Raw genomic sequence first — 21837 nt, 5'->3', positions numbered from 1 at the left:
GTGAACCAAAGTGCAGACCACAGGCCCGGAATCCGGGGCGGGTTCCGGGCCCTGTGTCCAGCCGTACGAAGCTCGTACGGGCTCTACCAGTCGTACGTGCGTCAGCTCGCGGTGGCCGAGGCCCCCGGCTGCACCGAGTCCTCCGTGCCCGTGTGGGTCGCCTCCGGGTCCACACCGACCGTGAGGGTGGCGAGCACGCCCTTGGCGATGTCGCCCTTCTTGTACTTCAGCTTGAGGAGACCGCCCTGGGTGCCGCTCTGGTCGTAGATGGTGTCCTCGTCGAGCGTGGTGCGCTCGGTCGTCGACGTCGAGTACGGCTCGACCTCGGCGGAGGCGAGGACGGAGTCCTCGTCGAAGAAGAACTGGCCGGTGTGGCAGGTGTTACCGCCCTCGTAACCGCCGTCCGTCCATTCGCCGCCCACATGCACCTTGGTGTGGATGTGGACGCAGCGGCCCCGGTACCAGCCCGGGAAGATCGTCTTGAAGGTGACGAAGCCCTGCTTGTCCGTCTTCCAGGTGCCGCGCAGGTAGCGCTTGTCGTCGGTGGGCTCCTCGTGCTGGCCGCCCCCGCCGCCACCCCCGCCCGTGCCGTCGGTGGGCGCGCCGGACGGCGGCTCACCGATCGGCGTGCCCGAGGGGGCGTCCGTGGGAGCGCCGCCACCGCCGCCCGTCGACAGGCTCTCGTACCCCGAGTAGAGGCCCAGCGCATCGCAGTGCCAGATGTCTACGGCCGCGTTCCGGACCGGCTTGCAGCTCTCCGCGTCGATCACCTTGAGGCGGAGGGTCAGCGGGATGCCCTCCTTGTCCTCGGTGATGTCCTGCCGGATCTTGTCGGCGTCGATGTAGTACGGCCCCTCGGTGGTCTCCGAGGTGAGCTTGTAGCACTCCTCCGCAGTGCTCGCGGTGCTGCTGGAGGCCTTCGCAGAGGACGCGTCGGCCGCCTTGCCGGTCCCGCCCGCGCTCGCCGTCGCGACGACGGCTCCGCCCACGCCCACCGCGGCCAGGGCGCCGGCGCCCGCGACCACGACCTTGCGGCGGGACAGATCCCTCTTGTGCTTGGGCCCCTGGGCCGCCTGGTTTCCGGACTCGTTACCCGTCTCGTTTCCCGTCATGGAAGGGAAGTTAGGGAGGCAGCCTGTCAAATCCTTGAGAAGGGACTTGGTTTCCCCTGTACTCCTGTACTCCTGTACTCCTGTATCCCTGCACTCCGGCATTCCTGTGCCTCTTCCCCACGCACGGAAAAGGGTCCTGAAATCGACGAGCGACTTCAGGACCCTCCACAGAGCCCGAAAAAAGGCCCTACTCCTCCTACTACTTCTACTTCGGCTGAGGCTTGCGCACCGAGAGGTGCAGCTCCCGCAGCCGCGCCTCCTCCAGCTCCGTCGGCGCGCCCATCATCAGGTCCTGGGCGTTGCCGTTGAGCGGGAAGGCGATCGTCTCGCGGATGTTCGGCTCGTCGGCCAGCAGCATGACGATGCGGTCGACGCCGGGGGCGATGCCGCCGTGCGGCGGGGCACCGAAGCGGAAGGCGCGGAGCATGCCCGCGAACTGCTCCTCGACGGTCTCACGGTCGTAGCCCGCGATCTCGAAGGCCTTGAGCATGATGTCCGGCTCGTGGTTCCGGATGGCGCCGGAGGACAGCTCGACGCCGTTGCACACGATGTCGTACTGCCAGCCGAGGATGTCCAGCGGGTCCTGGGTCTCCAGGGCCTCCAGGCCACCCTGCGGCATCGAGAACGGGTTGTGCGAGAAGTCGATCTTCCCGGTCTCCTCGTCCCTCTCGTACATCGGGAAGTCGACGATCCAGCAGAACCGGAAGACGCCCTCCTCGAAGTGCCCGGCGCGCTTCGCGGCTTCCACCCGCACCGCGCCCATGATCTTCGAGACCTCGTCGAAGTCGCCCGCGCCGAAGAACACCGCGTGCCCGGAGGCCAGCGACAGGCGCTTGGTCAGCTCGGCGACGTTCTCCTCGGTCAGGAACTTCGCGATCGGGCCCGTCAGCGAACCGTCCTCGTTCACCCGCACCCAGGCCAGGCCCTTCGCACCCTGCGAGACCGCGAAGTCACCGAGCTGGTCGAAGAACTTCCTGGGCTGCGCGGACACGTCCGGTACCGGCAGGGCACGTACGTGCTTGCCCGCGAAGGCCTTGAACTCCGAACCCTCGAAGATGTCGGTGATGTCGACGAGCTCCAGCTGGGCCCGCAGGTCCGGCTTGTCGGAGCCGTACTTCAGCATCGCCTCGCGGAAGGGGATGCGCGGGAACGGCGAGGTGACGTGACGGCCGTTGCCGAACTCCTCGAACAGCTCCGTCATGAGCTTCTCGATGGGCTGGAACACGTCCTCCTGCTCGACGAAGGACATCTCCACGTCGAGCTGGTAGAACTCGCCCGGCGAACGGTCCGCGCGGGCGTCCTCGTCACGGAAACAGGGCGCGATCTGGAAGTAGCGGTCGAAGCCCGAGATCATCAGCAGCTGCTTGAACTGCTGCGGGGCCTGCGGCAGCGCGTAGAACTTGCCCGGGTTCAGGCGCGACGGCACGACGAAGTCGCGGGCGCCCTCCGGGGAGGTGGCGCTGAGGATCGGCGTGGCCATCTCGTTGAAGCCCAGGGCCGTCATCTTGTGACGGATGGCCGAGATGACCGCCGTACGCAGCATGATGTTGCGGTGCATGCGCTCGCGGCGCAGGTCCAGGAAGCGGTACTCCAGACGCCGCTCCTCGTTCACCCCGTCCTCGGCGTTGATCGTGAACGGGAGGGGGGCGGCCGCGCCGAGCAGCTCGACCTCGCCCACCTCGACCTCGACCTCGCCGGTGGGCAGGTCCGGGTTCACGTTCTCGGTTCCACGTGAAACAACCTTGCCGTCGACGCGGACGGTCGACTCCTTGGAGAGCCTGTCCAGCGCCTCGTACGCCGGGGTGCCCGGGCGGGCCACCAGCTGCGTGATGCCGTAGTGGTCGCGGAGATCGATGAAGAGGATGCCGCCCAGGTCGCGCCGATTGTGCAGCCAGCCGCTCAGCCGGACGTCGGTGCCGACGTCAGAGGCGCGGAGCTCGCCGCAGGTGTGGGACCTGTACCGATGCATCGTCGTTCATCCAGTCTTCGCGGATCGGGTTTCGCCGGGGTCGCACCCCGGAGCGCCGGGCGGGGTTGAGCCCGGAACTGCCAGGGTACCGGGCGCCTCCGGCGGTTTGGGGGGTGCATTTCGTGTGCCGGGTGGGTGCGTCTTCGTCTGCCGGGTTCTGTTTGGGGGCGGCTGCGGGTTCGTTGCGGCTGATCGCGCCCACGCGGCGGAGCCGCATATTCAACACAGCCCCGCGCCCCCAAACAGCACGGGCGCACCCGGCACCACCAAGGCATCGCCGCCGGTGCGTCTTCGTCTGCCGGGTTCTGTTCGTGGGCGGCTGCGGGTGCGTTGTGGCTGGTCGCGCAGTTCCCCGCGCCCCTTAAAAGCACGGCGCCCGCCCCCACGCACCGGCAGTCGCGTACGCACGGCAGGGGGTGTGACGGGGGGTGTCCGCCCGCAGCGGCCGGCGTCCGCCGCCGGGCACCGTCATCACCCCCACAGAACCGCCGGACCGAGGACGGAGACCCCCGGCGCGCCCCCGACCCACGAACAAACCCGAGGCGCCCCGCCGAAGACGCTCACCCCGCGACCAACCGAAGACGCACAAACCGCAGACGCCTGCCCCGCCCCGCCCCGCCCGCACAGCGGAGCGCACCCACGCCCGCCCACCCAGCGGGCGCACCCGCGGACGCGCAACGGCACTTCCCCGCCAATGAACCCCACCCCTACCACCCACCCCACCAGCCACGCACCGCCGCCGGGCCGCCGACGCCCGAACGGAGACAGCGCTTTCCCCTTTCTCCACGGCTCACGGGACAGCGGCGGCTCCCGGCCACACTGGCCGGGCGTGATCCCCGGCTTCGGTGGCAGTGTCCGATCAGCTGTTCTTAAAGTGGGTCAATGCTCACTGGTGAGCCCCTGCCCGCCGTAGGGGACGTCCTGTCCGCTCTCGCGACCGGCCTGTGGCGCTCGGACACCGAGGCCGGGCTCGTCACTCTGGACGCCGAGGCCGCGCGGCTCATCGGGCTGCCGCCGGAGCCGACGACGGTCACCGAGGGCGGCATCCGCGCCCGCTTCCACCCGGAGGACTGGATCGAGGTCGACGGCGTCGTCCGGCTCGCCGTCACCGAGGGGACCATCGCCGAGGTCCGGATGCGGGTCATGGACGAGCGAGGACGGGTCGTACGCCTCGTACGCAGCCGCTCCAAGCCGATCGTCGACCCCGTCACCGGGAAGTACCAGCTGATCGGCACCCTCCAGGAGGTCTCCGAACCCACGCCGGGCACCGCCGCCCGCAGCCCCGTCACCGGCGACTGGCGCCGCTCACGCGAGGCGTTCCTGCTGGACGCGGGCCGCGCGCTGGCCGAGGCGCGCTCCACGGAGGAGGTGCTGCGGGTCGCGGCCGGACTGTCCATGCCGGGCTTCTCGCCCGACGGCCTCGCCGTCTTCGGCGTGGAGGCCGACCGGCTCACCGTCATCGGGCACCACGGGCAGAAACCGGGCGACGAGGGCCCCTTCACCCAGATATCGCTGGAGATGGACTACCCGGCCGCCGAGGTGGTGCGGACGGGCCGCGCCGTCTACATCTCCTCCCCCGAGGACTACAAGTCCCGCCACCCCGCCTCCTGGCCCCTCGCCGAGCCCTTCGGCCGTCGCTCCTGGGCCTTCCTGCCGCTCACCGTCGCAGGGCAGACGATGGGCGCGTGGATGGCGGCGTTCGCTAATCCCGTCTCCTTCACGCCCGACGAGCGCTCGGTCCTCACCACCGTGGCCCGCATGCTCGCCCAGGCCCTCTCCCGCGCGGGCACCGCCGAGACCGAGCGCGAGCTCACCGACGGGTTGCAGCGCTCGATGATGCCGACCCTGGGCCCGGAGATTCCGGGCATGAACGTCGCCGCCCGCTACGTACCGACCGGCGGCGGCCTCCAGGTCGGCGGCGACTGGTACGACCTGATCCCGCTGCCGGGCGGCCGCTTCGCCCTCGTCATCGGCGACGTCCAGGGCCACGACGTACGCGCGGCCGGCCTCATGGGCCAGCTCCGCATCGCGCTGCGGGCGTACGCCTCCGAGGGCCACCGCCCGGACGCGGTCCTCGCCCGAGTCTCCCGCTTCCTGTACGGGATCACGTTCGAAGAAGACAGTGAAGGCACTGAGCACAGCATCGACCTGCGCTTCGCGACCTGCCTGTACATCGAGGTCGATCCGGCGACCGGCACGCTGGATGTCGCCCGCGCCGGGCACCCCGAACCGGCGGTCCGGATGGCCGACGGCACGGTCCTGACGCGGCACACGGCGGGCGGGCTGCCGCTCGGCATCGACCCGGACGCCGACTACCCGACGACCCGGATCGTCCTGGAACCCGGCGAGACCATGCTGATCTGCACGGACGGCCTGATCGAGACCGGCGGCCACGACCTGGACACCGGCTGGCACCGCATCCGCCGCATCCTGGAGGCGCACGAGGGCGACCTGGAGGCGCTCGCGGACGCCCTGGTCCAGGGCGTGCACGGCCCGTCCTCCCACCACACCCCCGGCCCGCTGGCCGACCGCCGCGAGGACGACATCGCGATTCTGCTGCTGTGCCGGCAGGGCAAGGGCCGCGGCGACACCGCCCCCGTCCGGCCCTCCGTGCGCCGTACTGCCCTGACGGTCGCCCAGGACGAGCCCGACCAGGTCGCCGGTGCCCGCCGGCACGTGCGTGACTTCCTGCACGACTGGGCCCGCGACGACCAGGTCGACTCGGCCGTCCTGCTGGTCTCCGAGGTGGTCACCAACGTGCTGGTCCACACGGACGCGGACGCCCTCCTGGTCGCCGAGGTCACCGAGGTCACCGACGGGCAGGAACGACGCCGGATGAGGATCGAGGTCACGGACGCCGGCGACGACCTCCCGCACAGGCGCCACCCCGGCGAACTCGCCTCCTTCGGGCGCGGGCTGATGCTGATCGAGCTGCTGGCGGACGCGTGGGGCGTGGACCCGCGCGGCAAGGGCAAGAGCATCTGGTTCGAGTTGTACGAGGCCCCGGTGGGCACGAGGTAGCGCGGGTACGGAAACAGCCACGATAAGGAAGCAGGCACAGCACGGAGCAGGCACAGCAGGAAAACGGTACGGAAGCAGCCACGCTGCGAACGCGGTCACACCTCCCCCGCCCCGGCCTCACCCTCCCCGCCTCACCGGCCCCGGCCCCGGCCCCGTCCGTCTCGTGCCTCCCCTCAGCTCGTGGACGACCCCGGAGGCGGCCGCGGTCAGCGGTACGGCGAGCAGCAGGCCGAGGATCCCGGCGACGGACGCCCCCGCGGTGAGGGTGACCATGACGACGGCCGGGTGCATCTGGACCGTACGGCTCTGGACCATCGGCTGGAGGACGTGCCCCTCCAGAAGCTGCACGGCGACGATGGTCCCGAGCGCCCACAGCGCGATGACGAACCCGCGGTCGGCGAGCGCGACGAGCACGGCCACGGCACCGGAGAGGAAGGCGCCGAGATACGGGATGTACGCGCCGACGAAGACCAGCGCGCCCAGCCCGACGGCCCCCGGGACCTTGAGGATCAGCAGCCCCACGGTGACGCAGACGGAGTCGATCAGGGCGATGAAGGTCGTCCCGCGCATGAACCCCTCGACGGCGTGGAAGGCCCGCCGCGCCATGGCCTCCACGGTGTCGGCCGTGCCGCCGGGGGCCACGGAGCGCAGGGCGTCCCCGGCCCGGTGGAAATCACGGAGGAAGAAGAAGACGAGCAGCAGCGCCAGCACCGCCATGGCGATCGCCTCACCGACGACGCTGACTCCGCTGAGCACACCGGAGGCGGCCGTCCCCCCGAATTTGCCCAGCAGCTTCGGGGCATTGGTGGCCAGGTCCTCCAGCGAGGTACCGGCCGGCCCGAAGCGCGTGGCGATGGAGCGTGCCGCTTCCCTGAGCGAGTGGACGATCTGGTCACCGGCGTCGACGATCGCGGCGACGACGATGTAGACGGCCGCGCCGACCACGGCCACGACGGCGACACAGGTGACCGCCGCCGCGATCGACCGGTGGACCCCCGCCGCGACGAGGCGCCGGTGCATCGGCCGCAGCAACGCGGTCCCGAGCAGCGCGAGCAGCAGCGGCACCACGGCCGTCCGGAACTCGACGCAGAGCCGGATCGCGACATAGACGACCCCGGCGACGAGCAGGACGACGGCACACCAGGCGGCGAGGCGGCGGACGGAGTCGGGGAGCAGGGGCCCGGGGTCCGGGCCGAGCGGCTTGGTGTCCTGCACACCTCCAGCCGACCACGCCGGACCGGCCCTGTCGTGCGCGACCGGCCCGCCCGGGTGACACACCCGGTGGCGCTCCGCCAGCTCGGTGTCACCAGATGTCGGGTGCCGGGACCGCCTGGCCGAAGTCAGGGAGGGATGGCGTCAGAGACCGTCGACGAACGTGACCGTCTCGTCGAGCGGCGCCCGGCCTGTACGGGCGTCACCCGCTGTGACGCCTTCGAACCCGATCGACATGCCGCAGAAGAGGACGAGTCCGTCCGGGGGTGACAGGACCTCCGCGACGGTCTTGTGGTACTTCGCCCAGGCCATCTGCGTGCAACTGTGCAGCCCTTCGGCGCGGAGCAGCAGCATGACGGTCTGCAGATACATGCCGGCATCGGCCCACTGGGGCGAACCCATGTCTTTGTCGATGTAGCAGAACAGGGCGGCGGGTGCGCCGAAGCAGTCCCAGTTCGCGGCAGCGGCCCGCTGGCGCGCCTCCAGGTCCTCAAGCGCGATGCCGAGTGCGCCGTAGCGCTGCTCGCCGAAGGCGAATCGACGCTCGCGGTACGGAGACTTCAGTTCGGGCGGATACATCTCGTACTCCGGTGCGTCCCAGGGGTCGCCCGAGGCCAGGCGCTCACCGGCACGCTTCTTGAGTTCGGCCAGCGGTGCGCCGGTCAGCACGTAGGTGTGCCACGGCTGGATGTTCGATCCGGACGGCGCCCAGGCCGCGGCGGACAGCACCCGCTCCAGCGTTTCCCTCGGCACGGGCCGATCGGTGAACACGCGCACCGCACGTCGGCTCTTGACCGCCTCATAGACGTCCATGACCGCAGGCCTCCATCCACTCAACGGCGCCATCCTGGTTACACTCAAGACGGTATCATTCGATACGGTATCGAGTGCAACTATCCTGCTGCACTAATCCCCAGCCCCTGGTTCCCCCGCCTCGGGCACTGCACCCTGGAGAAAGTCCATGACAACGCTGCTGCACATCGACTCGTCCGTGTTCTACGGCGAGGCGTCCTCGTCCCGTTCGGTCACGGCCGCCTTCCGCAAGACCTGGGAGGAGCAGCACCCGGAGGGCACGGTGATCTACCGCGACCTCGCCGCCGCCCCTGTCCCGCACATCACCGCCGACGCATGGTCCGCCGGTTACGCCGCCCCGTCCGAGCGCACTCCGGAGCAGTCCGCCGCGTTCGCCGCGCGCGTGAAGCTCATCGAGGAGCTGGAGCAGGCGGACGCCGTCCTGATCGGCGCCCCCATGTTCAACTTCTCGATTCCCTCGACCCTCAAGGCGTGGGTGGACAGCGTGCTCCTGCTCGGCCGCACCGCGGGCGAGGCCCCCTCCGCTCAGGGAACCCCGGTTGTCGTCGTCGCCAGCCGCGGCGGCTCCTACGCGCCGGGCACCCCGCGCGAGGGCTACGAGTTCGTACAGAACTACCTGGAGGCCGTCCTCAGGGACACCCTCGGCCTGGACCTCGACTTCATCGTCCCGGAACTCACCTTGGCCCCGCGCAACCCGGCCATGTCCGAACTGGTCCCCCTCTACGAGGCGTCCCGCAAGCGCGCCTTCGAGGACGCGACCACCAAGGCCAAGGAACTCACGGAGCGCCTCGCCGCGTAACCCGCCGGGCAGCAGACGCCGTGTGACGCCTCACCGCAGGACGTCACGCCTCACGCAGGACGTCACACGGCGCCCTCGGGGCAGGTGGCCCCGCGCTGGGCGCACCGGGGTCCGGCCTCTCAGCGGGGCGCGCATCGAGACAACAGAGATGCGCGCAGGGTAAAACACGCCGACCGGACATGCGGCGCGACAGCCACGCGGACGACTTGGCCCCCGTCGGCGACCAAGCCCCAAGAGCCGCCTGCGCAGCAATGACGACCGCAATTCCCAAGACCAGGGTCACCGCGGAAGCCGTATGAAACGAAAGCCGCCGGCGTGGCAGGCGACCGGTACCCGCGGGCGCGCTTACACCTCGTCGTCCGCGGGATAGGCGAACCGGGTCAGCAGATCCCTCAGCCGCTCGGGCTCGCCGGTCCCCAGTTCGGCGATCAGACGCTCAGCCAGCGGCTCCGCCGCCACATGTGCCGCATCGAAAAGCTCGACGCCCTGAGGGGTGATCTCCACTGCCCGCACCCGCCGGTCCCCAGGAACGGTCTTGCGGACGGCCAGCCCCATGCGCTCCAGATCGTCCACGACCCGCATGATTCCGGCCTTGTCCGATCCCGTCGCGGTCGCAAGGTCCCGCTGCACCGTGGGCCCGCGGTTGACCAGGACGATCAGCACGGCGAAATGCCGCAACTCGATACCGAGCGGCCGAAGGGCCTCCCCCATTACAGCGGCCGCGCGCCAGTGCGCCCTGCGCAGCAGCAAGCCGAGGGCGAAAGGCGATTCATCCCCGGGGCGGTCGGTCGCGCGCGAGGCGGTGGCTTGGTGAGGAAGGTCAGCGGCCATAAGGACACGCTACCAGCTATACGCTCATTTGATACGGTATCGTTTGAAACTAACTCTGCCCAGCAGGGACGAGCCAGCAGGGACGAGCCAGCAGGGACGAACCAGCAGGGACGAGTCCCGCCCATGTACCAGACGGGACTCGTCCGCATGCGGCCCCAGCGAGCCCTACAGTCCGCCCTCGGACATCCCGTGCACGGCCGGGATCGTGCCCAGCCGCCCCTTCTGGAAGTCGTCGAACGCCTGCTGGAGCTCGTCGCGGGTGTTCATGACGAAGGGGCCGTAGTGGGCCATGGGCTCACGGATGGGCTGTCCGCCCAGCAGCACGACCTCCATGTCCGGCGTGTGCGCGTCCTGCTTCTCGTCCGCGCGGACGGTGAGCGAGGAACCGGCGCCGAAGACGGCGGTCTGGCCGAGGTGGATCGGACGGCGCTCGGCACCTACCGAGCCCTTGCCCGCCAGCACGTACGCGAGGCCGTTGAAGTCCTCGCGCCACGGCAGCGTGATCTCCGCGCCGGGTGCCAGCGTCGCGTGGATCATCGTGATCGGGGTGTGCGTGATGCCGGGGCCCTCGTGCCCGTCCAGCTCACCGGCGATGACGCGCAGCAGCGCGCCGCCGTCCGGCGAGGTCAGGAGCTGCACCTGGCCCCCACGGATGTCCTGGTAGCGCGGGGCCATCATCTTGTCCTTGGCCGGGAGGTTCACCCACAGCTGGAGCCCGTGGAAGAGGCCGCCCGACACGACGAGTTGCTCCGGCGGCGCCTCGATGTGGAGGAGGCCGGAGCCGGCCGTCATCCACTGGGTGTCGCCGTTGGTGATGGTGCCGCCACCGCCGTTGGAGTCCTGGTGGTCGAAGACCCCGTCGATGATGTACGTGACGGTCTCGAAGCCGCGGTGCGGGTGCCAGGGGGTCCCCTTCGGCTCTCCGGGCGCGTACTCCACCTCTCCCATCTGGTCCATCATGATGAACGGGTCGAGGTGGCGGTAGTTGATCCCGGCGAACGCCCTGCGCACCGGGAAGCCCTCGCCCTCGAATCCGCTCGGCGCGGTGGTGACGGTGAGCACGGGGCGGGCCACGGCGTCGGCGGACGCGGTCACGCGGGGCAGCGTCAGCGGGTTCTCGACGGTTACTGCAGGCATGTCGGTACCTCCTTGTGCGCTCATGTTAGTTGATTGTTGAACTTTCTGCCAGCCCCAACGCAGAACGCCCGGAGGGCATTCCCTCCGGGCGTCCCGGTCGTGACGGCGGGGCTGAGCGTCAGCCACCCGCGAAGTGACGGCGTCCAGCCGCCCGCGTTTCCCGAAACATGGCCTAGCCGTACATGCGCCGCATCGCGAACTCGACCATCTGCTCGACCGCCTTCGCGTCGAACACCATGCGGTGCTCACCCTCCATGTCGAGCACGAAGCCGTAGCCGGTGGGCAGCAGGTCGATGACCTCGGCACCGGTGATCACGAAGAACTTGGACTCCTTGCCGGCGTACCGGCGCAGCTCCTTGAGCGAGGTGAACATCGGGATCACGGGCTGCTGGGTGTTGTGCAGCGCGAGGAAGCCGGGGTTGTCACCGCGCGGGCAGTAGACCTTGGACGTCGCGAAGACCTGCTGGAAGTCCTCGGCGGACGTCTGCCCCGTGGTGAAGGCGCGCACCGCGTCCGCGAGCGACGGCGGGGACGGCTCGGGGTACAGCGGCTGCTGCTGCCCGTACCCGCCGCCCATCGGCTGCTGCGGCGGCGAGGCGTACTGCTGCTGAGGGCCCGGGGTCTGCTCGTAGCCGTACATGCCGCAAAGAGTAACCAGTCACAGTTGCCCCGATCAGGCTTGCTTCTTATTACCGGTGGGTAGCATCATCGTAGCCGTAGCTACTTGTTAGTAAACGAACTAGCCGCGAGGAGTCAGTGCCTCGCCGATCTCTCCACGGAGCTGTCGCCATGGGGCACTACAAGTCGAATCTCCGCGACATCGAGTTCAACCTCTTCGAAGTACTCGGTCGCGACAAGCTGTACGGCACCGGCCCGTTCGCGGAGATGGACGCGGACACCGCCAGGAGCATCCTGGAAGAGCTCACCCGCCTCGCGGAGAACGAGCTGGCCGAGTCCTTCACGGACGCCGACCGCAACCCGCCGGTCTTCGACCCGGAGACCGGCACCGCTCCGGTCCCGGCGTCCTTCAAGAAGAGCTACAAGGCCTTCATGGACTCGGAGTACTGGCGCCTGGGCCTGCCCGAGGAGGTCGGCGGCACGACCGCTCCGCCGTCCCTGATCTGGGCGTACGCGGAGCTGATCCTCGGCGCCAACCCGGCGATCTGGATGTACGCCTCCGGCCCGGCCTTCGCCCGCATCCTCTTCGACGAGGGCACCGAGGAGCAGCGGAAGATCGCCGAGATCGCGGTCGAGCGGACCTGGGGCTCCACCATGGTGCTCACCGAGCCGGACGCCGGCTCGGACGTGGGCGCCGGGCGGACCAAGGCCGTCCCGCAGGAGGACGGTTCCTGGCACATCGAGGGCGTGAAGCGCTTCATCACGTCCGGTGAGCACGACATGGAGGAGAACATCCTCCACTACGTGCTGGCCCGCCCGGAGGGTGCCGGGCCCGGCACGAAGGGGCTCTCCCTCTTCCTCGTGCCCAAGTACCTCTTCGACGTCGAGACCGGCGAGCTGGGCGAGCGCAACGGCGTGTACGCCACGAACGTCGAGCACAAGATGGGCCTGAAGGCCTCCAACACCTGCGAGATGACCTTCGGCGACCGTCACCCCGCCAAGGGCTGGCTGATCGGCGACAAGCACGACGGCATCCGCCAGATGTTCCGCATCATCGAGTTCGCGCGGATGATGGTCGGCACGAAGGCGATCTCCACGCTGTCGACGGGCTACCTGAACGCGCTGGAGTACGCCAAGGAGCGCGTCCAGGGCCCGGACCTGGCGAACTTCATGGACAAGAGCGCCCCCAAGGTCACCATCACGCACCACCCGGACGTCCGCCGCTCACTGATCACGCAGAAGGCGTACGCGGAGGGCATGCGCGCCCTCGTCCTCCACACGGCGTCGGTGCAGGACGCCATCGCCGTCAAGGAGGCCGGCGGCGAGGACGCCTCGGCGGAGCACGCGCTGAACGACCTGCTCCTGCCGATCGTCAAGGGCTACGGCTCCGAGAAGGGCTACGAGCAGCTCGCCCAGTCGCTGCAGACCTTCGGCGGCTCCGGCTTCCTGCAGGAGTACCCGATCGAGCAGTACATCCGCGACGCCAAGATCGACACCCTGTACGAGGGCACGACCGCGATCCAGGGCCAGGACTTCTTCTTCCGGAAGATCGTCCGCAACCAGGGTGCCGCGCTGAACTCGCTCGCCGAGGAGATCAAGAAGTTCCTGGCGGTCGGCGAGGGCGGCGAGGAACTGGCCGGCGCCCGCGACCACCTCGCCAAGGCCGCGGTGGAGCTGGAGGCGATCGTCGGCCTGATGCTGACGGACCTCGCGGCCACCGAGCAGGACGTCAAGAACATCTACAAGGTGGGGCTCAACACCACCCGCCTGCTGATGGCCTCCGGTGACGTGGTCGTCGGCTACCTGCTCCTCAGGGGCGCGGCGGTCGCAGCCGAGAAGCTTCGGGCACTTCAGGCGGGAGCTTCCGCGAAGACCGTGTCCTCCAAGGATGTGGCCTTCTACACCGGCAAGATCGCGGCGGCGAAGTTCTTCGCGGCCAACGTCCTGCCGGGGGTGACCCTGGCCCGCAAGGTCTCCGAGGGCGTGGACCTGGATCTGATGGAGCTGGACGAGGCGGCGTTCTAGGACCCGTGAGGTGGTTGCCCCGCGGGGTGGGCCCTGTGGGGTGGTTACCCCGTGGCGTGGCTGCCCCGTGGGATGGTTGATGCCCCTTCCAGCCGAGTTGGGCGACTAAGCGGAACCTGTCCGTCCGGTCAGGATTCCGACTCTCCACAGCCCCCTTACGAGGGCCCGCTCCCCATCCCCGGGAGCGGGCCCTCGTACGTCGTTAAGGTGAACCCATGAGCAGCACAGGCGCCCGCTTCGACCGCGGCCACACCGACGACCTCATGACCTTCCTGGCGGCCAGTCCGTCGCCGTACCACGCCGTGGCGAACGCCGCCGAGCGGCTGGAGAAGGCCGGCTTCCGCCAGGTCGCGGAGACGGACGCATGGGACGGTACGAGCGGCGGCCGGTATGTGCTGCGCGGCGGCGCCATCGTCGCCTGGTACGTCCCCGAGGGCGCCGAGCCGCACACCCCGTTCCGTATCGTGGGCGCGCACACCGACTCCCCCAACCTGAGAGTGAAGCCGCTGCCCGACAGCGGCGCGCACGGCTGGCGTCAGGTCGCCGTCGAGATCTACGGGGGTCCGCTGCTCAACTCCTGGCTGGACCGCGACCTGGGCCTCGCCGGCCGCCTCTCCCTCCGCGACGGCTCGACCCGCCTCGTGAACATCGACCGCCCGCTGCTCCGGGTCCCCCAGCTCGCCATCCACCTGGACCGTTCGGTGTCGTCCGAGGGCCTCAAGCTCGACAAGCAGCGCCATCTGCAGCCGATCTGGGGCCTCGGGAACGACGTCCGCGACGGCGACCTCATCGCCTTCCTTGAGCAGGAGTCGGGCCTGGACTCCGGCGCCGTCACGGGCTGGGACCTGATGACGCACTCCGTCGAGGCGCCCGCCTACCTGGGCCGCGACAAGGAACTCGTGGCGGGCCCGCGCATGGACAACCTGCTGTCCGTGCACGCGGCCACGGCGGCGCTCGTCGCGATCGCCACCGCCGATGCCGCCGATGCCGCCGGCGATGTGACGCTGCCCTGCATCCCCGTCCTCGCGGCCTTCGACCACGAGGAGAACGGCTCGCAGTCCGACACGGGCGCGGACGGCCCGCTGCTCGGCTCCGTGCTGGAGCGCTCGGTGTTCGCCCGCGGCGGCTCGTACGAGGACCGGGCGAGGGCCTTCGCGGGCAGCGTCTGTCTGTCCTCCGACACGGGCCACGCCGTCCACCCCAACTACGCCGAGCGGCACGACCCGACGCACCACCCGCGCGCGGGCGGCGGGCCCATCCTCAAGGTGAACGTCAACAACCGCTACGCCACGGACGGTTCGGGCCGCGCGGTGTTCGCCGCCGCCTGCGACAAGGCGGGCGTCCCCTTCCAGTCCTTCGTCTCCAACAACTCCATGCCCTGCGGCACCACCATCGGCCCCATCACGGCGGCCCGCCACGGCATCAAGACCGTCGACATCGGCGTGGCCATCCTGTCGATGCACAGTGCGCGGGAGCTGTGCGCCGCGGATGACCCGTATCTGCTGGCGAACTCGTTGGTGGCGTTCCTGGAAGGGTGAGGCGGCGGCCTCCGGCCGAAGCCAGGGCCAGGGCCAGGGCCGGCCTTCCAGGGCCTGATGCGGAGTGCACGCAACGGTGTTGCGGTCAGCCAACGTGACAGCGCCGGATCGGCGCTTCGTTGGCTACCGGTGTGCTGTGGCCTGTGCGGTCACTCGCTGGATGGCCTTGACGGCGATGTCGGGGCGGTCGACGTGGATGTAGTGGCCGCTTCCGGCGGCGGTGCTGATGCTGCTGCGGCTGGAGAGCGCGAGCCACTGGTGCTGGCCTTCGGTCCACATCTGTTCCAGGGCGGGCCCGTAGTCGGGGACCTCGGCGTACTGGGACTCGTGCTTGATGATCCGCACCGGGATGTTCCCGGCGGAGCGGACCTTCGCGTCGGCGATGACGAATTTCTCGGGGTTCTGGCCCTTGTTCACCGCGATGGTCTGGTCACGCAGTTCGGCCGCCATGCCGGTCGCCGAATCGGGGATCGTCCTGGAGATGCCGGCGGTCAGGAAGGGGATCGTGGCGTCCATCAGGACCAGGCCCTTGACCCTGTCCCGGTGGTCGGGGGCGTAGCGGGCTGCGATCAGTCCGCCCAGTGAGTGGCCGGCCAGGACGACCGGGCGGTCACCGGCGATGCGGTCGAGCACACCCGTCAGGATCCTGCTGCTGTCGCTGATGGTCTGAGTGCCACTCGGCTGGTCGCTCTTGCCCTCGCCGAGCCGGTCGTAGGAGCAGACCCTGGCGTTCTCGCTCAAGGTCTTCTGCAGGTCGGCCATCGTGTCCAGTCCGTCGCCCCCTCCGGCCATCAGGACGACGACCGGCTTGCGGTCCGCCGAGCGGCCGGAGCATGAGACGTTGACCGAGTAGCCGTCGACACGGATCTTCCTGCTTCCGGAGAACGAGTCCCCGTTGCCGTGCCCCGCGGTCGTGGTGAGTTCCGGCAGCCACTGCGCCTTGTCGGCGACCTTCCCATAGCCGACGACGCCCGCGCCGGCCACGGCGCAGAACGTCGCGGCCACAGCGGTTGCCTTGAGCGTGCGGTTCATGAGGGCCTCCAAGAAGGCAAGGGAGGTCAACGGGTGAGGAACAGGGTTGGTATGCGGGACACCGTGGCTCGCACGAGGCGCATTCCGTACGAAGGGCCCCTTCTTCGGGTCCTCGTAGTGCTCGTACAGGGCGCGGCGGCGACAACCGAAACGCTACGGATTCGGCGGCCCGGAATCGTCACCATGCAGAGCACGCTTGCGCGTAGCTCCCACGGGGGACGCCAGCCGGTCCATGGGGCCGCGAGGCGGAGGCACGGCTGGTCGTCCGGGGGAACGGCTGCCGGATCAGCCGGTCTTGACGGGGGCCAGGGTGAACCCGTCGTTGGGCTTGCCCGCGAGGAGGTCGGCCAGCCCGCCGCTGAGCGCGTACGTCGTCCCGCCCGGTCCCGCGGTCACGTCGCTGGTGACGGGATCATTGACGGTGTCGGTGACCTTCACCGTGGCTTCCTTCCAGCCGTCGCGGGGCTCCACTCGCTGGATCTCGGCGGGCTTGCCGGACAGCAGACCGCTGCTGACCGCCGCGATCGAGCCGTCCTTCAGGAGCCGCATGCCGGCCGTGGGGGACCCCAGCGGCGCGGAGAGCTTCACCTTCTGCGCCTTTTCGGGATGTTGGACGGGCACCCGTACCAGGGAGCCGTCGGCCATGGCGATGATCAGCTGGTTTCCCTTCACCCACTCCACCGCTGCCATCCCCACATCGTTCAGGAAGTCGGGAATGTCCAGCTCGCCCTGGAGCAGGTCGCTCCGCAGGAAGACCGAGGCGCGGCCCTCGCGGTCGATGCGGAACACCGTCGGGGTCAGCTCGTCGACGGCGTAGGCGGTGCCGTCGGGCGCCACCGTCACGTCGGAGATCAGGTGCCGCTTGCCGTCGAGGGCGACCGCGGTCAGATCGACGCACCAGTCCTGCTTCCCGGTCTTCAGGTCGTAGCTGCCCACACCGGCGATGCCGAAGGGATTGTCCTTGTTGGAACGGTCGGCAGTGCCGTAGTCCACATTGCTGACCAGGATGCGGTCCCGCTTGCGGTCGACGCGGACGGCCTGCGCCGACACCAGTTCCGGGTCGTCGATGTAGGTGCGCACCTTTCCGTCCGGACCGACGGCGTAGACCTTGCCGTGTTTCAGCGAGCCGGCGAAGAACGTCTTCGACCGCGCGTCGAAGTCCAGCGAGTGCGGGAACACATTCGGGCCGTCGGCCTTGATGACGCTGGGGGTCTGCTGCGTGCTCTGCGTGCTCTGCCCGGTCCGGGGCCGCTCGGAGCCGAGTCCGGAGCCGGAGCCGGATTCGGTGAAGGAACCGCTCGCGGCCAATGCCGTCCCGGTGGCCGCTGCAACGACAAGTGCCGCGCCGGCGATGGCGATCTTCAGCTTCGTCTTCTTCATCGTCCTTGTTCCTCGGAAGAGTTGGGGCCTGCGTGTACTGCGGTGAGCTGTGTGGGGGTCACTCGGGGATGTCGCGTCCGAGCAGCGCGGCCAGCCGGTCGATCGCGGTGGCGTCTTCCGGAGCGGTCCGGGACCGCGTGAACGGAGCGCCCGGCCCGGAGGGCAGCTGTGCCACCAGGCCGCGGGCGAACTCGATCTCCCGCTCGACCGTGGTGTGATCGAACAGGGCTTTCTCGCCGATGGCCTGAGCCAGATCCCAGCCGTGCACCAGGTGCTCCACGGTCTGCAGATGCAGCGCCACAGCGCCGGGCACCTCACCGATCGGGGCCTGCACCGTGCGCTCCAGTGCTCCCGGACCCTCGAAGGCGGCCGCCAGGGCGGCGGCCGACGTCCGGAACGTCTCCTTGAGCGCTTCCGGAGCGGGGGCGGCATCGAGCGCCGGCAGGGGCGGCTCCACCCCCATCACGACGGCGAACGTGTGCTGCCCCGCCACCAGATGGTCGACCAGCTGCTGGACATTCCAGTCGGTGCAGGGCGTCGGCGCGCTCCACTGCTCCTCCTCCACGGCCTCGACCAGGTGGGCGACGGTGTCAATGACCTCGGCAAAAGCCGTGACGGGTGTAGTGGACATGGGGAACCTCCAGGAGGAGTGAAAGAGGAACGTGAAAGAGGAATGCGCGTATTCGCCCGTCGCGTGCGAGCACCGCAGGGGCGATGCCGGCGGGCGGGGACACAGGGGGAAGAAAGAGGGGTGGCAGCGTCATCGGCGGCAGGAAGGCGCGCGTGACAAGGCCCCCGCGGCACTCCCTGCCGGCCTCGGGCCGGGGGCTGCCGGGTGATGTTCAGGCGTGACGCTCTGAGCGGACTGCGGAACTGCGGCGGTCGGGACGGCCGAATCAGGAGTGCACGAATCAGGAGGGCACGAATCAGGAGTGCACGGAAGGAACGACGCGTGCGGGGGTGTCGGCGGCCTGGTGGGCGGTCGCCGACCTGTCCGCGGCGGGCAGGAGGGTCTGGTTGAGCAACTGCAGTGCTGCCTGGGCGGCGGAGCCCGGCGCCGCCGTCGTCACCACCACCCGGATCCCCTGCCCCCGGGGAACCGGGAGCGAGTGCTGCAGCACGTCCAGCTCCCCGACCATCGGATGGCGCATCCGGTACTCCGCCATGTCCCAGGCGCGCACCCGGTGCTCGGCCCACAGCGTGGCGAACTGCGGGCTGCGCACGGTCAACTCCCCGATGAGGGAGGCCAGATGCGGGTCGTTCGGATATTCGCCGACCGCCTGCCGCAACTTGCCCACCACGTCCCGTGCCTTCCTGGGCCAGTCCACGTACAGGTCCCGCGTATGGGCGTCCAGGAATACCAGCCGGGCGGTGTTGGGCCGTGTGGCCGCTTGAGCCGGGCTGTCCGGGGCCAAGTGCCCGGCGAACAACGCGTGCCCGGCGCGGTTCCACATCAGGATGTCCGAGCGTCGGCCGAGGACGACCACGGGTGAGTCCCCGAAGGCATCGACCAGTTGGCGCACCGGCGCGGTGACACGCTCGGCGGGGAGCCGGCGGCGGCTCTGCCGGGCATCTCCGGACAAGGTGTGCAGGTGGCGCCGCTCCGCGTCATCCAGCCGCAGAGCCGTGGCCAGCGCGTCGAGGACCTGCGGCGAGGCGTTGAGTGACAGCCCCTGTTCCAGCCGGATGTAGTAGGCCACGCTGACACCGGCCAGCTGGGCCAGTTCCTCACGCCGCAGTCCCGGCACCCGCCGCCGGTCGCCGTAGTCCGGCAACCCCACGTCTGCCGGCTTCAACTGCGCCCGCCTCGTGGACAGGAACTCACCGAGGAGGGACTTGCCGTGCGCTGTGTCGTCCATGCGACCGAGTATGGCCAGGCTCTCCACACCTAGCCTGCCCCTGGGAGTAGCAGACACGAAGTCGCGGGCGCGCAAGGACACTTGGGCAGGGCGGCCGACCTGGTACCTCACTAGGAACGGCGGCGCGTGCCGCCGGTGTGAGACAGCGCCGGCCGTCGCCGACGGCGAGACCAGCCCAGCGCACCTGACTCGCGATCACGCAGTGCAGTTCCCTCGGCACGCTTCGCAGCGGACGCCCCGGCATGGGCACCGGCCTCCCGGGTACCCGGTGCCGACCGGAGCGCCGGACCGACCGGAACGACCGGACCCGGACAGGGAGGCAGTAACTCATGGGCCTGGGCGGATGCATCATTCTGATCGCCGTGGGGGCCATCCTCACCTTCGCCACCGACTGGGACATGCAGGGGGTCGACCTCGACATGGTCGGCGTCATCTTCATGATCGTCGGGCTGATCGGGGTCGCGACGTTCAGCAGCATCGCCAAGCGGAGGCGCGTGGTGGTGCCGCCCGCGACGCCGGTGATCGACGAGGACGGGCACCACCATCACCGCGACGGGTACGGAGGCGTGTGAGTGTGGAGCCCTGTCGGGCTCCCGGGCGACGCCCGGTCAGACGTCCTCGTCCATCCCCGCCAGCACCAGCGGCAGCCGGTCCGCCCCGCCCTCCGTAACACGGATCGGTACACCCCAGTCCTGCTGGTGGACGTGGCAGGCCGGGTACTCGTTCGCGGGGTCGTCGTCGCAGGACGCCGCCATCGCCGAGACGTGCAGCACACCCTCCGGCACGGCGGGGTCGAGCTCGATCGTGCGGGAGAGATCCGTGTCCGCGCCCTCGCCCTTCAGGAGCAGCTCGGGCGGGGTGGAGGAGACGAGGAGGCGGGTCGACGGGCCGTAGCGCGTGTCGAGCTTCTGGCCCTTCGGGGCCTGGAAGACGATGTCCAGCCGGAGCGTGCCGGGCGCGACGTCGGTGGCCGCGCGCTGGGTGCGGTGGGCCACCGAGGCGACCTGCACGGCCTCCTCGGGCAGCCGCAGCCGGGTCAGCCGGTGGCGGGCCGATTCGACGACCACGATGTCGTCGCCGACCAGCACCGCGTCCGACGGCTCCCGCAGATCCGTGGCGAGCGTGGTCACCTCGCCCGTCGCCGGGTCGTAGCGGCGCAGGGCGTGGTTGTACGTGTCGCTGACCGCGACCGAGCCGTCCGGCAGGGCCGTCACGCCCAGCGGGTGCTGGAACAGGGCCTGTCCGGCGGCGCCGTCACGGTGCCCGAAGTCGAACAGCCCGGTGCCGACGGCCGTGTGGACCGCTCCGTCCCGGTCCACCCAGCGCAGCGCGCTCGTCTCGGAGTCGGCCAGCCACAGCCGGTCCCCGTCCGCCGACACCGCGAGACCCGAGGGCTGCGCGAACCAGGCCTCGGGGCCGGGGCCGTCGACCAGCCCCTCGTTGGTCGTGCCCGCCGCCACCGCGACCGTGCCCTCGGCCGGGTCGTACGTCCACAGCTGGTGGACGCCGGCCATGGCGATCCAGACCAGCCCACCGAAGACCGCGACGTCCCACGGGGAGGAGAGGTCCACCTCGTGCGCGGGACCGGAGGCCGACGAGCCCTGCCACCACTGGCGGCCCGTGCCCGCGAGGGTGGTGACCTCACCGGTGGCCGGGTCCAGGCGCCGCAGGGCGTGGTTGACGGTGTCGGCGACGACCACGGAGCCGTCGTCCAGCAGCGCCAGGCCCTGCGGTTCGCTGAAGCTCGCCGTCGCGCCCGCACCGTCAGCGAAGCCCCGGACGCCCGAGCCGATGCGCCGGACGACGGTCTCCCCGTCCGCCGCGAGCTCCACCAGCTGGTGCCGGGTGGTGTCACTGACCAGGAAGGTCCCGGAGGGCAGCAGCAGCGCCTTGCCGGGGAAGCGCAGCACCGTGGGCTCCGGCCCCGGGGCCACGTACGGACCGTCGCCGCGGCGCAGCGTGCCCTTCGCCGCGTGCTCCGCCTCCAGTTCCTCGACCAGCCGCTCGATCGCGTGCGCGTGCCCCTCGCCGGCGTGCTGCGCGACCACGTACCCCTCGGGGTCGATCACCACCAGCGTCGGCCAGGCCCGTACCGCGTACTGCTTCCAGGTGGCGAGCTCGGGGTCGTCGAGGACGGGGTGCTCGACGCCGTACCGCTCGACCGCGTCCACGACCGCCCGGTGGTCGGCCTCGTGCACGAACTTCGGCGAGTGGACACCGATGACCACCACCGTGTCCCGGTGCTTCTCCTCCAGCTCGCGGAGCTCGTCCAGGACGTGGAGGCAGTTCACGCAACAAAATGTCCAAAAATCTACAACAACGCACTTACCTCGCAGATCCGCGAGTGACAGGTTCTTGTCACCTGTGTTGAGCCAGCCACCCTTGCCGATCAGTTCGGGGGCGCGGACGCGGGCACGGCGCGGGGCGGGAGAGGCAGCGTTCATGCGTCAAGAGTGCCATCCCTGGCTGGAGAGACTTACGCCACTCCTAC

17 protein-coding genes are annotated in these 21837 nt (G+C 69.9%); 5 read left to right on the top strand and 12 right to left on the bottom strand.

Features of this window, described 5'->3' with window-relative positions; genetic code table 11:
* Positions 1-101 precede the first annotated feature (101 nt).
* Together E0500_RS09380 and aspS are read right to left on the bottom strand one after the other, a co-directional pair.
* Positions 102-1112, bottom strand: coding sequence for an intradiol ring-cleavage dioxygenase (locus E0500_RS09380; RefSeq protein WP_131568858.1), 1011 nt, complete (start codon positions 1110-1112; stop codon positions 102-104).
* 205 nt (positions 1113-1317) lie between these two features.
* On the bottom strand, positions 1318-3081 hold the full coding sequence (gene aspS / locus E0500_RS09375; RefSeq protein WP_131568856.1) for an aspartate--tRNA ligase: 1764 nt from the start codon (positions 3079-3081) through the stop codon (positions 1318-1320).
* Between the two features lie 882 nt (positions 3082-3963).
* Between aspS and E0500_RS09370 the strand changes: the two genes are divergently transcribed.
* On the top strand, positions 3964-6102 hold the full coding sequence (locus E0500_RS09370; RefSeq protein ID WP_131566226.1) for a SpoIIE family protein phosphatase: 2139 nt from the start codon (positions 3964-3966) through the stop codon (positions 6100-6102).
* A 117-nt stretch (positions 6103-6219) separates the two neighbouring features.
* Here E0500_RS09370 and E0500_RS09365 read toward each other — a convergent pair whose 3' ends face one another.
* A complete protein-coding gene (locus E0500_RS09365; protein WP_181586923.1) occupies positions 6220-7317 on the bottom strand; it encodes an AI-2E family transporter in 1098 nt (365 codons plus the stop codon).
* Positions 7318-7458: 141 nt separating this feature from the next.
* Positions 7459-8127 (bottom strand): nitroreductase, encoded by a 669-nt coding sequence (locus E0500_RS09360; protein ID WP_131566223.1) that lies wholly within the window; start codon positions 8125-8127, stop codon positions 7459-7461.
* A 148-nt stretch (positions 8128-8275) separates the two neighbouring features.
* Here E0500_RS09360 and E0500_RS09355 point away from each other — a divergent pair, with 148 nt between their 5' ends.
* Positions 8276-8926, top strand: a complete 651-nt coding sequence (locus tag E0500_RS09355; RefSeq protein WP_131566220.1) for an FMN-dependent NADH-azoreductase — start codon at positions 8276-8278, stop codon at positions 8924-8926.
* A 345-nt stretch (positions 8927-9271) separates the two neighbouring features.
* Here E0500_RS09355 and E0500_RS09350 read toward each other — a convergent pair whose 3' ends face one another.
* The 3 genes from E0500_RS09350 to E0500_RS09340 all read right to left on the bottom strand — a co-directional run bounded on the left by E0500_RS09350 (position 9272) and on the right by E0500_RS09340 (position 11534).
* Positions 9272-9757, bottom strand: a complete 486-nt coding sequence (locus tag E0500_RS09350; protein ID WP_131566218.1) for a MarR family winged helix-turn-helix transcriptional regulator — start codon at positions 9755-9757, stop codon at positions 9272-9274.
* 165 nt (positions 9758-9922) lie between these two features.
* On the bottom strand, positions 9923-10894 hold the full coding sequence (locus E0500_RS09345) for a pirin family protein (RefSeq protein ID WP_131566215.1): 972 nt from the start codon (positions 10892-10894) through the stop codon (positions 9923-9925).
* Positions 10895-11066: 172 nt separating this feature from the next.
* A complete protein-coding gene (locus E0500_RS09340; RefSeq protein WP_131566212.1) occupies positions 11067-11534 on the bottom strand; it encodes an SseB family protein in 468 nt (155 codons plus the stop codon).
* Between the two features lie 149 nt (positions 11535-11683).
* Here E0500_RS09340 and E0500_RS09335 point away from each other — a divergent pair, with 149 nt between their 5' ends.
* Complete coding sequence (locus tag E0500_RS09335; protein WP_131566209.1) at positions 11684-13537, top strand: acyl-CoA dehydrogenase; 1854 nt, start codon at positions 11684-11686, stop codon at positions 13535-13537.
* 215 nt (positions 13538-13752) lie between these two features.
* Complete coding sequence (locus E0500_RS09330) at positions 13753-15075, top strand: M18 family aminopeptidase (protein WP_131566206.1); 1323 nt, start codon at positions 13753-13755, stop codon at positions 15073-15075.
* Positions 15076-15198: 123 nt separating this feature from the next.
* Here the strand turns inward: E0500_RS09330 and E0500_RS09325 are convergent, their stop codons facing one another.
* The 4 genes from E0500_RS09325 to E0500_RS09310 all read right to left on the bottom strand — a co-directional run bounded on the left by E0500_RS09325 (position 15199) and on the right by E0500_RS09310 (position 19346).
* The gene (locus tag E0500_RS09325) at positions 15199-16107 is read right to left on the bottom strand and encodes an alpha/beta fold hydrolase (protein ID WP_131566203.1); all 909 of its coding nucleotides are present in this window, start codon (positions 16105-16107) and stop codon (positions 15199-15201) included.
* Between the two features lie 285 nt (positions 16108-16392).
* Positions 16393-17487: a hypothetical protein gene (locus E0500_RS09320; protein ID WP_131566200.1), complete on the bottom strand. Its 1095-nt coding sequence runs from the start codon at positions 17485-17487 to the stop codon at positions 16393-16395.
* 58 nt (positions 17488-17545) lie between these two features.
* The gene (locus E0500_RS09315) at positions 17546-18118 is read right to left on the bottom strand and encodes a TIGR03086 family metal-binding protein (protein ID WP_131566197.1); all 573 of its coding nucleotides are present in this window, start codon (positions 18116-18118) and stop codon (positions 17546-17548) included.
* 295 nt (positions 18119-18413) lie between these two features.
* Positions 18414-19346, bottom strand: coding sequence for a helix-turn-helix transcriptional regulator (locus E0500_RS09310; RefSeq protein ID WP_131566194.1), 933 nt, complete (start codon positions 19344-19346; stop codon positions 18414-18416).
* 329 nt (positions 19347-19675) lie between these two features.
* Between E0500_RS09310 and E0500_RS09305 the strand changes: the two genes are divergently transcribed.
* Positions 19676-19918, top strand: coding sequence for a DUF6458 family protein (locus E0500_RS09305; protein ID WP_131566191.1), 243 nt, complete (start codon positions 19676-19678; stop codon positions 19916-19918).
* Positions 19919-19954: 36 nt separating this feature from the next.
* Here E0500_RS09305 and E0500_RS09300 read toward each other — a convergent pair whose 3' ends face one another.
* Positions 19955-21790: an NHL domain-containing thioredoxin family protein gene (locus E0500_RS09300; RefSeq protein WP_131566188.1), complete on the bottom strand. Its 1836-nt coding sequence runs from the start codon at positions 21788-21790 to the stop codon at positions 19955-19957.
* Positions 21791-21837 lie beyond the last annotated feature (47 nt).

The sequence above is a fragment of the Streptomyces sp. KM273126 genome, from assembly GCF_004337435.2.
GTDB classification, from domain to species: Bacteria; Actinomycetota; Actinomycetes; order Streptomycetales; family Streptomycetaceae; genus Streptomyces; species Streptomyces acidicola.
Note: the sequence above shows the minus strand (reverse complement) of the source record. Positions and strands in the feature narration are given on the sequence as shown.

Coding starts and splice junctions, on each gene's coding strand:
- E0500_RS09335 (WP_131566209.1), top strand. CDS start 11,684: ATGGGGCACTACAAGTCGAATCTCCGCGACATCGAGTTCAACCTCTTC.
- E0500_RS09305 (WP_131566191.1), top strand. CDS start 19,676: ATGGGCCTGGGCGGATGCATCATTCTGATCGCCGTGGGGGCCATCCTC.
- E0500_RS09300 (WP_131566188.1), bottom strand. CDS start 21,790: ATGAACGCTGCCTCTCCCGCCCCGCGCCGTGCCCGCGTCCGCGCCCCC.
- E0500_RS09330 (WP_131566206.1), top strand. CDS start 13,753: ATGAGCAGCACAGGCGCCCGCTTCGACCGCGGCCACACCGACGACCTC.
- E0500_RS09350 (WP_131566218.1), bottom strand. CDS start 9,757: ATGGCCGCTGACCTTCCTCACCAAGCCACCGCCTCGCGCGCGACCGAC.
- E0500_RS09320 (WP_131566200.1), bottom strand. CDS start 17,487: ATGAAGAAGACGAAGCTGAAGATCGCCATCGCCGGCGCGGCACTTGTC.
- aspS (WP_131568856.1), bottom strand. CDS start 3,081: ATGCATCGGTACAGGTCCCACACCTGCGGCGAGCTCCGCGCCTCTGAC.
- E0500_RS09315 (WP_131566197.1), bottom strand. CDS start 18,118: ATGTCCACTACACCCGTCACGGCTTTTGCCGAGGTCATTGACACCGTC.
- E0500_RS09310 (WP_131566194.1), bottom strand. CDS start 19,346: ATGGACGACACAGCGCACGGCAAGTCCCTCCTCGGTGAGTTCCTGTCC.
- E0500_RS09345 (WP_131566215.1), bottom strand. CDS start 10,894: ATGCCTGCAGTAACCGTCGAGAACCCGCTGACGCTGCCCCGCGTGACC.
- E0500_RS09370 (WP_131566226.1), top strand. CDS start 3,964: ATGCTCACTGGTGAGCCCCTGCCCGCCGTAGGGGACGTCCTGTCCGCT.
- E0500_RS09340 (WP_131566212.1), bottom strand. CDS start 11,534: ATGTACGGCTACGAGCAGACCCCGGGCCCTCAGCAGCAGTACGCCTCG.
- E0500_RS09355 (WP_131566220.1), top strand. CDS start 8,276: ATGACAACGCTGCTGCACATCGACTCGTCCGTGTTCTACGGCGAGGCG.
- E0500_RS09325 (WP_131566203.1), bottom strand. CDS start 16,107: ATGAACCGCACGCTCAAGGCAACCGCTGTGGCCGCGACGTTCTGCGCC.
- E0500_RS09360 (WP_131566223.1), bottom strand. CDS start 8,127: ATGGACGTCTATGAGGCGGTCAAGAGCCGACGTGCGGTGCGCGTGTTC.
- E0500_RS09380 (WP_131568858.1), bottom strand. CDS start 1,112: ATGACGGGAAACGAGACGGGTAACGAGTCCGGAAACCAGGCGGCCCAG.